Annotated in this window: 13 protein-coding genes; 5 read left to right on the top strand and 8 right to left on the bottom strand. The window is 61.8% G+C overall.

Annotated elements, in window-relative coordinates:
- Positions 1-2: 2 nt before the first annotated feature.
- The 8 genes from ACWPVA_RS16515 to ACWPVA_RS16480 all read right to left on the bottom strand — a co-directional run bounded on the left by ACWPVA_RS16515 (position 3) and on the right by ACWPVA_RS16480 (position 8,137).
- Complete coding sequence (locus tag ACWPVA_RS16515; protein WP_454288713.1) at positions 3-653, bottom strand: amino acid ABC transporter permease; 651 nt, start codon at positions 651-653, stop codon at positions 3-5.
- Between the two features lie 129 nt (positions 654-782).
- Positions 783-1,565, bottom strand: coding sequence for an ABC transporter substrate-binding protein (locus tag ACWPVA_RS16510; RefSeq protein ID WP_454289622.1), 783 nt, complete (start codon positions 1,563-1,565; stop codon positions 783-785).
- Between the two features lie 313 nt (positions 1,566-1,878).
- Positions 1,879-3,270, bottom strand: a complete 1,392-nt coding sequence (uxaC, locus tag ACWPVA_RS16505; RefSeq protein ID WP_454289621.1) for a glucuronate isomerase — start codon at positions 3,268-3,270, stop codon at positions 1,879-1,881.
- A gap of 55 nt (positions 3,271-3,325) precedes the next feature.
- Positions 3,326-4,615 carry a TRAP transporter large permease gene (locus tag ACWPVA_RS16500; protein ID WP_454288712.1) on the bottom strand — a complete coding sequence of 430 codons (1,290 nt, stop codon included), beginning with the start codon at positions 4,613-4,615 and terminating at the stop codon, positions 3,326-3,328.
- Positions 4,612-5,103 carry a TRAP transporter small permease gene (locus ACWPVA_RS16495; RefSeq protein ID WP_454288711.1) on the bottom strand — a complete coding sequence of 164 codons (492 nt, stop codon included), beginning with the start codon at positions 5,101-5,103 and terminating at the stop codon, positions 4,612-4,614. The genes ACWPVA_RS16500 and ACWPVA_RS16495 overlap by 4 nt, the downstream gene beginning before the upstream one ends.
- A gap of 71 nt (positions 5,104-5,174) precedes the next feature.
- Positions 5,175-6,155 (bottom strand): C4-dicarboxylate TRAP transporter substrate-binding protein, encoded by a 981-nt coding sequence (locus ACWPVA_RS16490; protein ID WP_454288710.1) that lies wholly within the window; start codon positions 6,153-6,155, stop codon positions 5,175-5,177.
- 42 nt (positions 6,156-6,197) lie between these two features.
- Positions 6,198-7,433, bottom strand: a complete 1,236-nt coding sequence (locus tag ACWPVA_RS16485; protein WP_454288709.1) for an AGE family epimerase/isomerase — start codon at positions 7,431-7,433, stop codon at positions 6,198-6,200.
- Between the two features lie 2 nt (positions 7,434-7,435).
- Positions 7,436-8,137: a GntR family transcriptional regulator gene (locus tag ACWPVA_RS16480; protein WP_454288708.1), complete on the bottom strand. Its 702-nt coding sequence runs from the start codon at positions 8,135-8,137 to the stop codon at positions 7,436-7,438.
- Between the two features lie 115 nt (positions 8,138-8,252).
- Here ACWPVA_RS16480 and uxuA point away from each other — a divergent pair, with 115 nt between their 5' ends.
- From uxuA to ACWPVA_RS16455, 5 genes are all read left to right on the top strand, one after another.
- Positions 8,253-9,470, top strand: coding sequence for a mannonate dehydratase (gene uxuA / locus ACWPVA_RS16475; protein ID WP_454288707.1), 1,218 nt, complete (start codon positions 8,253-8,255; stop codon positions 9,468-9,470).
- On the top strand, positions 9,467-10,936 hold the full coding sequence (locus ACWPVA_RS16470) for a mannitol dehydrogenase family protein (protein ID WP_454288706.1): 1,470 nt from the start codon (positions 9,467-9,469) through the stop codon (positions 10,934-10,936). The genes uxuA and ACWPVA_RS16470 overlap by 4 nt, the downstream gene beginning before the upstream one ends.
- Positions 10,933-11,853, top strand: coding sequence for a sugar kinase (locus tag ACWPVA_RS16465; protein ID WP_454288705.1), 921 nt, complete (start codon positions 10,933-10,935; stop codon positions 11,851-11,853). The genes ACWPVA_RS16470 and ACWPVA_RS16465 overlap by 4 nt, the downstream gene beginning before the upstream one ends.
- Positions 11,854-12,016: 163 nt before the next feature.
- Positions 12,017-12,301 carry a YARHG domain-containing protein gene (locus ACWPVA_RS16460; protein WP_454288704.1) on the top strand — a complete coding sequence of 95 codons (285 nt, stop codon included), beginning with the start codon at positions 12,017-12,019 and terminating at the stop codon, positions 12,299-12,301.
- Positions 12,302-12,491: 190 nt separating this feature from the next.
- Positions 12,492-13,283: a DeoR/GlpR family DNA-binding transcription regulator gene (locus tag ACWPVA_RS16455; protein ID WP_454288703.1), complete on the top strand. Its 792-nt coding sequence runs from the start codon at positions 12,492-12,494 to the stop codon at positions 13,281-13,283.
- Positions 13,284-13,340 lie beyond the last annotated feature (57 nt).

Raw genomic sequence — 13,340 nt, 5'->3', positions numbered from 1 at the left:
GCTCAAGTCTCCTCGGCGTAACGGCGATCGAGCGCGTCGATCAGAAGTGTCAGACCGTACACCATGACCATGTAGAGGACCGCGGTCACCGCAAAGATCTCGAAAGGCTTGTAAGTCGAGCCGATAAAGCGTTGCGCGGTGTAGGTCAGGTCGACCACCGAGATGGTAGCAACGAGCGCCGTGCCCTTGACGAGCGCAACCGTATTGACCCCGAGCGGGCGAATCATGAGCTTGGCCGCCTGGGGCAGGACGATCCAGCGAAACGCCTGGCCGCTCGCGAACCCAAGGGATCGGGCGGCTTCCATCTGCCCGCGGTCGACGGCCAGAATGCCGCCGCGCATGGATTCGGCCATATAAGCGCCGATGTTGAGGCCGAGTGCGATCGATCCTGCTGCGAAGGGTTCGAGCTGGATGCCGACCTGCGGCCCGCCGAAATAGAGCAGGAAAATCTGAATGAGTGCCGGCGTTCCGCGAAACACACTGACATAGGCCGCGCCGAGGAACCGGAACCAGACAAAATGGGACATGCGGGCGGCCGTTATCAGCGACGCGACGGCAAGGCCGAGCAGCAGCGAGATCAGTGAGATCTCGACGGTCGTCCAGGCCGCGTCGATAAAGACCGGCAAAATGCGGATGATGAGAGCGAAATCCATCGCAAGGGACCTTGTCGGACACGCGTTCGGAAGCAGGCGGACGGACGATTTTTCCGTGATGCGCAAATCTGCCGTTTCGCCAGGTGCTGGACTAACGGGCGGGGATGGACCCCGCCCGATCAAAGAGCCTTAGCGGATGTCCGCGCCGATCCATTTCATGGAGATGGCTTCGTAGGTGCCGTCAGCCATCATGTCGTCCAAAGCCTTCTGCACCGCGGCCTTGAGTTCCGGATTTTCTTTGCGGATGGCAATACCGATGTCGACGGCGCCGCCATCTACGTCGGACGTTTCGAGCTTGCGAAGCTTTTCACCGTTGTCCTTCACGGCAACCATGACCGGAATGCTGTCGACGATGATTGCGTCGACGCGACCGGCCTTCAGCTCAAGAAAGAGTTCCGGCAGCCCCTTGTAGGTGCGGATTTCCCAGCCACCGCGTTCGCGGGCCCATTTTTCGTGGGTTTCGCCCAGCGTCACGCCGATGGTCTTGTCCTTGAGATCGTCGAGCGACTTTGCATCCGAGCCTTCCGGTACGAAGATACCGCGGCCCGAGCGGTAGTAAGGGCCAGCGAAGTCGACAGCTTTCTGACGCTCGGCCGTGATGGTCATGCTGCCGATGACGGAATTGTATTTGCCGGCCAGTAACCCGGCGATGATACCGTCCCAGGCGGTGGAGACGTTGACGCCCTTGACGCCGAGACGCTTGGCGATCTCGTTGCCGATGTCGACGTCGAAGCCGACGACGACATTCTGGTCGTTGACGAAGCTGAAGGGCGGATAGGCACCGCTATTGGCAAATTTGAACTCGCCGGCGGCCTTGATGGTCTCCAGCTCGTCGGCAGCGGCCACGGACGGCAGTGCAACCGCTGCGATCGCAAGACCGGCAGCCAGTGCGCAGGACAGAATGGCTTTCATCATGAACGTTCCCCTTTTTTGTTGTCGGGCGACCGCCGGATTCTGCAAGACGGCGACCACGCACGGAAAGGATCGCCCGACAGGATGCATCAATCAAATAGATAGAGAAAATAGGAAGCATAGTTTTGGGGAATGATTGAGGCTGGCTTCACTCATCGGAGCGCATGGTACTCCTGTCGCGCAATACAGGCGCGCTCCAAAACAAGCGAACAGCCTGGCGGCATAGGCTATCTTTACGTATAGTCCAGGGTCGGACAGGGCGAGTATAGCGCGCTGTTGGTGTCGCCGATGTCAATGCCGGTGCCGTCATCATTCAGAGCCGATAGGCACGCCGGGCAAGATCGCCGGCGAGAAGCGGAGCGAGTTCATGGGCCTCGGCCTCGTCCAGCCGATGGCTGGTGACGAGTTCGGCGAGGAAAGCGCAGTCAGTCCGACGGCTGACGTCGTGCCGCGCCGGGATGGAGCAGAGTGCGCGCGTGTCGTCGTTGAAACCGGCGGTGTTCATGAATCCGGCCGTTTCGGTCGTCGCTTCGCGATAGCGGCGTATGCCTTCATAGCTGTCGTGGAACCACCAGGGCGGGCCGAGGCGGAGCGATGGATAGACGCCTGCAAGCGGCGCCAGTTCGCGCGCATAGACGCTTTCGTCGAGGGTAAAGAGAATGAGCGTCAGCCGCGGATCCATGCCGACCGCGTTGAGCAGCGGCCGCAAGGCTTCGGTGAAGCTCGTCGCAAGCGGGATGTCGAGGCCGCGATCACGCCCATACTGTTTCAACACGCCGGCATGATGGCTGCGCAGTGAACCGGCGTGCAACTGCATGACCAGTCCGTCCTCGATCGACATGCGGGCCATCTCGGTCAGCATCTGGGCCCGGAACAGTTCGGCATCGCCCCTATGCAGCTCGGCATTGAGGACCCTCTGGTAGAGCGCGCTCGCTTCGGCCTGCATGAGATCCGCCGTCTGTGGGGTCGGATGACCGTGATCGGTCGCGGTCGCGCCCATGGACCGGAAAAAGGTACGGCGGCTGCGGTGGGCGGCGAGATAACCTTCCCAGGTTCCAACGTCGCAGCCGGTCAGCATGCCGAGCTGTTCGATGTTCTGCCGGAATTCGTGGGTATCGGGGTCTACAACGCCGTCGGGTCGATAGGTTGGCACGATCCGGCCCTTCCAACCGGAGGCCCGAGCGGCCTGGTGATGGGCCAGATCGTCGAGCGCACTGTCGGTCGTGGCAATCACTTCGATGCCGAAACGGTCGAAGAGGGCCCGCGGTCGATAGCCCGGCTCGTCCAGCCGCTCCGCGATCGCATCGTAATGGCGTTCGGCGTTGTCTTCGCACAGGCGCTCCTGCAGGCCGAAGACCGCGGAAAAGGCATGGTCGAGCCAAAGGCGCGACGGCGTGCCGCGGAACAGGTGATAATGGCGGGCGAACGTTCGCCAGATGGCGCGCGGGTTCTTCTCCGCATCCGCGCCGATGCCCAGCGCCTCATAGGGGACGCCCTGGCTGACGAGCATGCGCACGACGTAGTGATCGGGGATGACGAACAGTTCCGAGGGGTTGCCGAAGGCTGGGTCTTCTCCCCACCAGCGTGGATCGGTGTGGCCGTGCGGCGAGACGATCGGCAAGAGTTCGACGGTGCGGTAGAGATCGCGGGCGACGGCCCGTGTCGCGGGGTCGGCGGGAAACAGACGGTCGGGATGCAGCAGCATGGCGTCACTCACTGTGGAAATCTTGAGGGGCGGCCGCAGGCGCCCCTCGATGGCTTCAGCCCATCAAGTAGTTCGGCAGGAACAACACGATCTCGGGGAAGAGGATCATCGCCACGACGACCGCGAACACCGCAACGACCAGCGGTACCATCTCGACCGTATATTCCTTGTAGGAACAGTTCAGGATGCCGCAGACGGTGAACATAGACACGCCAACCGGCGGCGTCATTCCGCCGAAAGTGACGAGCGTCATCATCACAAGGCCGAAATGCACGGGATCGACGCCGGCGGCGGTGATGACGGGCACGAGTATCGGCGTCAAAAGCATGACGATGACGGTTGCCTCGACCAGCATGCCGAAGACCAGCAGGAAGATGGCGATGACGAAGAGCAGCATGGTCTGGCTGGAGAACAGGCCGAGCGTTACCTCGGCGATGGTTTGCGGCACCCGTTCGAAGGTGATCACATAGCCGAAGGCGCCTGACAGCAGAATGATGATCATGATCATGCCGATGTCGCGCACGCTGGCCATCAGCGCATCCACCAGCTTTGCGAGTGTCAATTCTCGATAGATGAAGAACCCGATAAACAGCGTGTAGGCAACGGCGAAGGCGCCGGCTTCTGACGGCGTGAACAGGCCGAAACGAATGCCGACCAGCAGCCAGACGGGGAAAAGAATCGCCCAGAAGCTGATGCGGAATCCCGCGACCACCTCACGGAAGGTCGGCAGCCTGTCGTTTATCGGCTTGTAGTCACGCTTGCGCGCCACCCAGCTGGTGGCGAACATCAGCGCGATCGTCAAGAGCACGCCGGGCACGACACCGGCGATGAACAGTCGGCCGATCGAAACTTCGCCTAGGAAACCATAGAGAATGAGTCCGAGGCTGGGCGGGAGGGTCGCGGTGATCAGCCCGCCGATCGATAGCAGTGCCCCCGTGAAGCCGCGGGAATAGCCGTTCTTGATCATCGGTTCGCCGAGAACGCGCGACTGCATGGCCGCATCTGCAACGGCGGAGCCGGAAATGCCGCCCATCAGCGCGCTCAGCACAAGGCTCGTCTGGCCAAGCCCGCCGCGCATCCAGCCGGCCAGCGTGGTCGCGAGACTGGTCAGTCGCGGCGTGATGCCGGTACCGTTCATCAGATGCCCGACGAGAATGAACAGCGGGACGGCGAGCAACGGAAAGGACTGGCTGGACGCAACGATGCGCTGCACGGCGATACTGTCCGGCAGAAAGGTCGTGGGCAGAAGGAAATAGGTCATACTGGCAATGCCAATTGCGAAAGCGACCGGCATGCCGATGACGATGAAGCCCAACGCCAGGATCAGGATAAGGGCGGAAATCACAAGGGATACTCCTGCTCTGCGACTTCGGGTTCAAGCGCAAAGAGCACGCCATGGGCGAAGACCCGGCGCAAGACGGAAATGATCATCAGCGCCGCGCCGACCGGCAGGGCCAGAGTGACCATGCCATAGCTCAAGCCAGACGCTCCGAGTTCGCGAGCCCAGTTGGACAGGGCGAGTTGCGTGCCGAGAAAGACGATATAACCGAGAAAAGGGACGATGCAGATGAGGCAGACCCAGTTCAGGACGATCCGATAGCGAGGCGAAAGCGCATCCGGCAAAGCGGACACGCGAATGTGTTCGCCGCGCTTGATGGTGAGATCTGCCCCTAGCATGCAGGTCCAGATCAACAGCAGTTGGGCTATTTCTGGCCCTTGTGGAAACGGCGAGCCGATCGAGCGTCCGATGGCGCCGGCCAATACGCTGATCACCGTGCCTGCCAGAAAGACGAGCGCCAGGATCTCCTCGGCGCGATCAAAGAATTTCCACATATGTCCCCTCCAGGGCCAATGACGCGGGCTTGCGTCATTGACCTTTTTGTTCGCCTCGTCAGGGCCTGTGCTTACTGGGCAGCGGCGATGAACGGCTCCAGCGCCTTGCGCGGCTCTTCCAGGCCGAGTTCGGTGTAGACGCCAGGCACGCGGGTCCTGAAATCATCGAGATTGACTTCGGTGAAGGTCACGCCGGCGGCCTCCATCTCCTTGCGAACGCTGTCCAGCTTCTCGACCGTCATCCGGGTCGCTTCGTCACCAGCGGCGGCAAGCTCCTCGACGATGATCTTGCGCATCTCCTCCGGGAGCGATTGGAACCACTGCTCGGATGTGGCAAGGCCGGTATAGAGTTGCACGTGATTTGTCAGGGCGACGTTCTTGACCACCTCATGCATCTTGATGCCGTAGGCGCCGGTCAGCTGCGCCTCCGCACCGTCGATCGCGCCGAGCTGGAGCGCGGAATAGACCTCCGACCACGGCATTGGTACGGCGGTCGCGCCCATTGCGTTGACGGTGGCGATCCAGCCGGGCGCGTCGATTGTGCGCACGCGCACGCCGGAGAGATCGGCCGGACCCTTGACCGGGTTCTTGGAGAACATCTGGCGAGTGCCCTGGAACCAGTTGTAGTTCAGGAGGCGGATACCCGAAGATTGGGCAAGCTTCTCGACCCATTCGGCATAGACGGGCGAGGACGTGATGGCGGAATACTTGCTGTAATCGTCAACGAGGTAGGGCGCCGAGAGGATGCCCAGCTCTTTTTGGAACGGAGCGAGACGGCCGGCATCCACCAGCACGGCGATGTTGGCGCCGTTGCGGATCTGCTCGAGCACATCATTGTCGGAGCCAAGTTGCGAACTCGGGAAGATGGTGATCTTGATCTCGCCCTTGCTGCGTTCCTCGATCTTCTCCTTCGCGCCCTCCATGGCGATGACGAGCGGATCCTGCGGGTTCTGCGAGGTGGACAGGTTCAAGGCGATTTCCGCATGGGCGGTGCTGGCAAGGCCGGCGATGAATGCGGCCGCGAGGCCAAAGGATTTCAGGGAATTCATCATAGTCTTCTCCTCCGTTACTTGATGAAAATCGGATATCTGGCGTCAGCCAGTCGGTTGGTCGGCCCAAAGCCCGACCCTTTCGCCTTCCGTGACGAACATGGCGACATGATAAAGTAGCCGGCTAAGGGCATATGGCTGTAGTGTTTGCCCTTGAGCGTCGACACGGTTCCGCCACGCTCTGCGTCCGGCGAAGTAGTGCTGGAAAACGACACGCAAGAAGTCGTGCGCGCGGACCGCATCGGCCGTTCGGCCAGAGCGTTCGAATTGGGCCACATAGGCCTTGCCGGCCTCGGTCTGGGGCCAGAGCAGCATCGTGTCCGTCATGACGCGGCCATCTGCATGGACTGCGTCAAAGGCGGCACCCTTCATCAGGCCTTCACCCTGAAAGCCGAAGCGCTCGGCGAAACCCATCATGCGGTCAGCAAGTGCGAGCATCTCGGCTCTGCCACCGAGGCGGACATAACGATGAAGTAACCAGGCCCATTCGCACTGGTGGCCGATCTCACGCAAGGATCCGTCGCGTCCCTCTGCGTTGCTGAAGTTTGCAGCGCGGAATTCGATGATCGTGCCGTGGTCGGGATCGATGAAGTGGCGCCTGACGACGGCCAGCATGTCCTCAGCGCGCTGCATCCAGATCGCTTCGCCTGTCATCTCATAAGCCTGCAACAGCGCCTCGAACATGTGCATATGCGGGTTCTGGGCGCGTAGTTCGCGGGCAGTGCCCGCGCCATGGACGGTGTCGTCTTCAAGCAGCGCGCCCGTTTGCGGATCGGTCAGCCGGTCCTCGATGAACGACCAGCATTCCTGCAACTGCTTCGCCAAGGCGTCGCTCGGCTCCATCCGCTGATAGGTCGAAAGAGCCAGCAAGACGAAAGACTGGTCGTAGCTGCGCTTGATCTGGTCGGTGGCAAGGCCGGTCGGCGCCCCGGAGCGATCGACCGCGCGGGCATAGCCGCCGTCTTCCGCATCACGAAGAAAATTCGTCAGAAACCGATGGGCCGCGCGGGCGCCATCAAGGAGGCGATCGTCCCGTTTCTGGAGATAGAGATGCGACAATGTAAAGAGCAGCCGGGCCTGAGCCAGCGTCGTCTTGGGATCATCATTCAGCGGAACTCCGTCTTCGGTCAAAGCATCGAAAAAGCCGCCGTGAACAGAGTCGCGCGCTTGCTCCAGCCACCAGGGCATGAGCGCGCCATGGAACCATGCAGCCCATTCCTGCCCCGTTCGGTCGTCTTGCTCGCCCCTCGCAATCGGCTGTGCTCTCTTGGCTATCGCCATCGTCAGCCTCCCGCTTCGTCGAAGAATTCGGGCATGGCTTCGGCGATGGCCGGCAGGTCGGTCAGGACCCCCTTCAGATGAGCCCGCATTTGCGTCTCGGCAGCCTCGGCATCGCCGGCGCGCAAGGCCGCAACGACGGCGGCATGCTGAGCGATCAGGCGCTCCCGCGGAAACTGGCGGGTACTGATGTGGCGCACCCGGTCCATCTGCGTCTTCAGATCTTCCAGGATGTCCCAGATGGCCGCCTGGCCCGCGGCCTCGGCCAGAAGACGATGGAAGGCTTCATCCAGCTCCATGAATCGGCTTGGGTCATCGCTGTCGACCACCGCGCGTTGCGCCGTAAGATTGGCCTCGAGGGACGCCAGTATCTTGGGAGTGATCGCGCGCGCCGCCGCCCTAACGATGTCGGCCTCGACCGCCTCGCGAACGAAACGGGCGGTCATCACGGCGGGTACCGAAATACGGCGCACATAAGTGCCACGTTGCGGCCGCACTTCGACAAGCGATTCTTCGGCGAGCTTGATGAAGGCCTCCCGCACCGGCTGGCGGCTGACCTTGTAGCTGGCGGCAATTTCAGATTCCGAAACGCGCACGCCGGGAGCAAGGTCCCCCCTGACGATCCGGTCGCGCAACAGGCGGTAAAGCTGTGGCCCGACGGCCGAGCTTTGCTCGAGTGCGATTGGTTCTGCGCGGACAAGTGCCATCAAATCTCTCCCTTCAAACTGTATAGTCTGCAACTTCCATACTAGTCAACAGGATGAGTGACTGCTAAACAGGAATCCAGTATGATCTATCGTTCAGGCTCAGGAGGAATGGTGTATGCGGCAGACTTGGCGTTGGTTCGGGTCGAAGGATCTCGTTTCCGTCGATGACATGATGCAGGCCGGGGTGGAGGGTGTAGTCTCCGCGCTGCATCACGTGCCGACCGGCGCCGCATGGACGCCCGAAGAGGTGGAACAGCGCCAGACCGAGATCGGCCGAATGAAGAACGGCAGCCCATCGGGTCTCAAGTGGGAAGTGGTCGAAAGCCTGCCCGTGTCCGAGGATATCAAAAAGCAGAAGGGGGCGTGGCGCGAACACATTGCCCATTACAAGAGCTCGCTCAAGGTGCTCCGCGATGCCGGGATCGAAGTGATCTGCTATAATTTCATGCCGGTGCTGGACTGGACGCGCACAGACCTCGCCTGCCGCCTGCCCAACGGTGCGACCTGCATGCGGTTCGACCTCAATGATTTTGCCGCCTTCGACATCCATATCCTTGCCCGGCCCGGCGCGGTGGAGGATTATCCGCCGGAGGTGGTCGGGGAGGCCAGCCGTCGCTTCGCAGCAATGGACGAGAAGGCATGTCGCTCGCTCGCCCGCAATGTCGTCTTCGGTCTGCCCGGCGCCGCGGAACACTTCACCCTTGAGGATGTCCGAACGCATCTCGCAGAGTATGCGGCTATTTCGGAAGACCAACTTCGCGCTCATCTCATCGATTTCCTGGCGGAAGTGGCACCAGTCGCCCAGGACCTCGGTCTGCGCCTCTGCTGTCATCCGGATGATCCGCCGTTCTCACTGCTCGGCCTGCCACGGGTCATGTCAACGGAAGACGACTATCGCAAGATGATGGCTGCGGTCGATCTGCCGGCGAGCGGCATCACGCTGTGCACCGGCTCACTCGGAGCCCGACCCGACAATGACTTGCCGGGGATGATGGATCGGTTGGGCGACCGTGTGCATTTTCTCCACCTGCGCAATGTGCAGCGCGAATCGCAGGGCATCATGGGCAGTTTCTACGAGGCGGAACATCTCGGCGGTGGGACTGACATGGTCGCGGTGATCGCGGCTGCCCTGCGCGAGGAGGAGCGTCGGCGGGCGGGCGGGCGGTCTGATTGCAGCATTCCCTTCCGCCCCGACCATGGCCAGGACATTCTCGACGACCTTACCCGCAGTGCGCAGCCCGGCTATCCCGCAATCGGACGTCTGAAGGGCCTAGCCGAACTACGGGGCATCATGACGGCGCTCCAGCATCCCGTCGAGGGGATCCGCCCATGAGTACGCCGCGCCTGACAGAGCTTTGGCAAGTTGCGGGCGAGGCGCTCCTACCCGCCTATGAGCCCTCGTCCCATGGCGTCGGCATAGTCCATCTCGGCATTGGTGCCTTCCATCGGGCGCATCAGGCGGCTTACACGGATGCAGCGCTGGCCGCGGCCGGTGGCGACTGGCGTATCCGGGGCGTCAGCCTGCGCAGCCGGGAAGTAGCCGAAGCGCTTAATCCGCAGAACGGGCTCTATACACTGATCGAGCGTAGCGCTTCGGGTACCACCGGCCGCGTAATCGGATCGATCACCGATGTGATTGCCGCGGATCCAGAAGCCGCACTGACAGCAATGGCCGATCCCGCCGTGCGCATTGTCACCCTGACGGTGACGGAAAAGGGCTATGGGATCGATCGTACCGCCCGCGGTCCGGACTGGTCGCATCCGACCGTGGCCGCTGACCTCGCCGCGCCTGAGGCCCCAGCGGGTGTGCTCGGATTGCTGACCGCGGCTTTGCGATTGCGCCGCGCCAGGAACACGGCGCCGTTTACGGTTCTCAGCTGTGACAATCTGCCGGAAAACGGCGCGCTGCTGCGCGACGGGGTGATCGGCTTCGCGCGGCGGATTGATCCGGACCTCGCCGACTGGATCGCTGCCGAGGTCGCCTTTCCCTCCAGCATGGTGGACAGGATCACCCCGGCCGTCACGCCGGAGACACTGGCGACTGCCGAGCAGTTGACCGGCTGCCGCGACCTTGCGGCGGTGGAAACAGAAGCCTTCCATCAATGGGTGATCGAGGACCATTTCCCCGGCGGTCGCCCGGCCTGGGAAAAGGCCGGCGCCATCTTCGTGTCGGACGTCACGCCCTATGAGCGGATGAAGCTCACCATGTTGAACGGCAGCCACTCCATGCTGGCCTACGCCGGCTTTCTCGCCGGCCACCACTATGTCCGGGACGTTATGGCCGACGATTCGCTTGCTGCCCTCGTCCGGCGCCACCTCAGTTCTGCCGCTGCTGTCCTTCCGCCGCTTTGCGGGATTGATCTTGCGGCTTACGGACAGGCACTCGCCGAGCGCTTTGAAAACCCGACAATTGCTCACGAGACCTATCAGATCGCCATGGACGGGACTGAAAAGCTGCCGCAGCGGCTTCTTGCTCCAGCCGTTCTGGCGCTGGAAGCCGGACTGCCGGTCAGGCCCTTCGCCTTTGCCGTGGCCGCGTGGATGCGCTATTGCCTTGGGGAAACCGACGGCGGCGACACCTATGCCTTGCGCGATCCGCGCGCGGTTGAAATAACTGCCGTGCTCGCGAGCCTGCCGCATGAGGCGGAAGCAATCTCGGACGCCTTGCAGAGACTCCCCGGTCTCTTTCCCGCCAAGCTTCTCGAAGCTTCTCAATGGCGATGCGAGGTCAGCCGAGCTCTCGGTCGCATGCTCGATTTGGGCATGCGGGGCGCAATCGCGGAGGAGGCGAAGGGATGAGTGACAAGCTGTTTCTCTCGATCGGCGAAGCGATGGTGGAACTGTCGCAGGCCGAGGGAGGCTTGTGGCGCATGGGTTTTGCCGGCGATACGCTGAATACGGCTTGGTATATCCGCGCCTGCTTGCCGGCACAGTGGGAGGTTGCTTATTTCACCCGACTGGGCATGGATCCTTTTTCCGGGCGCATGCTGGATTTTCTCGATAGCAACGATATCGCCACGCGGTTCATCGCGCGTGACCGGGAGCGCACAGTCGGGCTTTATGCGATCGAACTTCATGACGGCGAGCGAAGCTTCTCCTATTGGCGCGGACAGTCCGCGGCGCGCCGGCTGGCCGACGACGAACAAGCACTTTCTGCGGCGATTGTGGATGCCGATGTCGTCTATTTTTCCGGCATTACGCTGGCGATCCTCGAGCCCGGTCGCCGAGAAGCATTGTTGCGACTAATCGGCGAAGCCCGTGACACCGGCAAGACGACCGTTTTCGACCCGAACATCCGGCCAAAGCTCTGGGAGAACGCAGAGACGATGCGCGATTGTCTCGCGCGCGCGGCTGCGACCGCCTCGATCGCCCTACCGAGCTTCGATGATGAGGTAGCCGTGTTCGGCGACGCTGGCATCGAGGATTGCGCGGCCCGCTGGCTGCGGTCCGGGGCCGGTGAAGTCATCGTGAAGAATGGCGGCGGACCGATGGCGATTGCCACGTCGGATGACTCGATTTCGACACTTACCTTCGAGAGTGTCAAAGCGGTCGATAGCACGGGGGCGGGCGATTCCTTCAATGGCGGCTACCTTGCCGCACGCCTCGGTGGAGAGGGACCGGACAAGGCCGCGGCGGAAGGCCATCGCATCGCGGCACAGGTTGTTTGCCGGCCCGGCGCTCTCATCCCGCGGGAACAAATCCGGGTCGCGCGTTAATCTGCCCGCCCGCGTATCAGCGTGCACGCACGGCGGCTTTTGATCCTGGGCTCTTGTAAGTCAGGTCGGCCATGCACACCCAAGAATAGTCTTGATATGGGTCAATTGCGGCCAGCTCTGTTGTGGTAGCTTGTTTTCGTTCCGCACAGGGGAGGGTTCCGTCATGGGCTACATTAAAATACTCGCTGCAACCGCAATCGCCGTTATTCCAATGTTGGTAGGCATGGGGGCCTTGTCGCCGTCAATGGCCCAGAGCGGCATGACCTGCGAGCAACTTTGGTACGAGCGCAATGCGATCTACGCAGCCAAGGGCTACTGCTTCAAGACCCAGCGTGCCCGCAATGTCTTCGGCCGTGGCTGCTTCCCGCCCTACGGCAAGTTAACGCCCGGCGAGCAACGTCGCGTCAGTGACATCGAGCGCTGGGAAGTCTATCAGGGCTGCCGTTGATAGGAACAATCCGTGCGCGGCAATGATATCTAGCGTTGGTCAAATCGGCGCCAGGTCCTTTTGGCCCCCGTTGAGCCGCTTCGCCAGTGCACCGGGCGACGCGGCTGAATGGTTGCGGTCAGGGGCTCGTGTCTGCTATTGCCCGATTTTCACTGTCCCCTGGGATGAAGCCGAACGAAAAGGGGTGACAATGCTGTTTTCCAGCCGCCAAGCGGAAATCATGGCTCTCGCCAAGGCGGAGGGACGTGTCTTGGTCGATGAACTGGCGACGCGTTTCGCCGTCACGCCGCAGACCATTCGAAAGGACTTGAACGACCTCTGCGATGGCAAGGCGCTGACGCGCATTCATGGCGGTGCAATCTTTCCGAGCGGCAACGAGAATGTGAAATACGAGGCACGTCGCTCCATCGCCGCACCGGAGAAGCAGGCGATCGGCCGGGCTGCCGCGGCGCTCATTCCCGATAACTCCTCGCTGTTCATCAATATCGGCACAACGACCGAGGCCGTCGGCGAGGCGTTGATCGACCATCGCGAGTTGATGGTGATCACCAACAATATCAATGTCGCCAATCGCTTGCGTGTGTTCCCCTCGATCGAGGTGGTGATTGCTGGCGGTGTTGTGCGCGGGTCGGACGGCGGTATCGTGGGCGAGGCCGCGGTCGACTTCATCCGCCAGTTCAAGGTCGATTTTGCCGTCATCGGCGTGTCGGCAATCGACGAGGACGGCGCGCTTCTCGACTTCGACTATCGGGAGGTCAAGGTGGCCCAGGCGATTATCGCCAATGCTCGCCATGTCATCCTGGTATCTGACGCCTCCAAGTTCGAGCGCACCGCACCGGTGCGCATCGGCCATATCTCCCAGGTCCACACCTTCATCACAGACCATTGTCCGGTCGAGGGGATCCGTAGGATCTGTGCGGAAAGCGACGTGCATCTGGTGGAAACGCAAAGCCAGCGGGATGAGGTCGACGATAGTCGGTAGTTTTTCGTTAATGTTCGTTTGACATTCGCTTCTCTTTCAAATTAGATGATTGAGCTT

Source organism: Rhizobium arsenicireducens, assembly GCF_964021225.1.
This window is presented reverse-complemented; position numbering and strand designations above follow the sequence as displayed.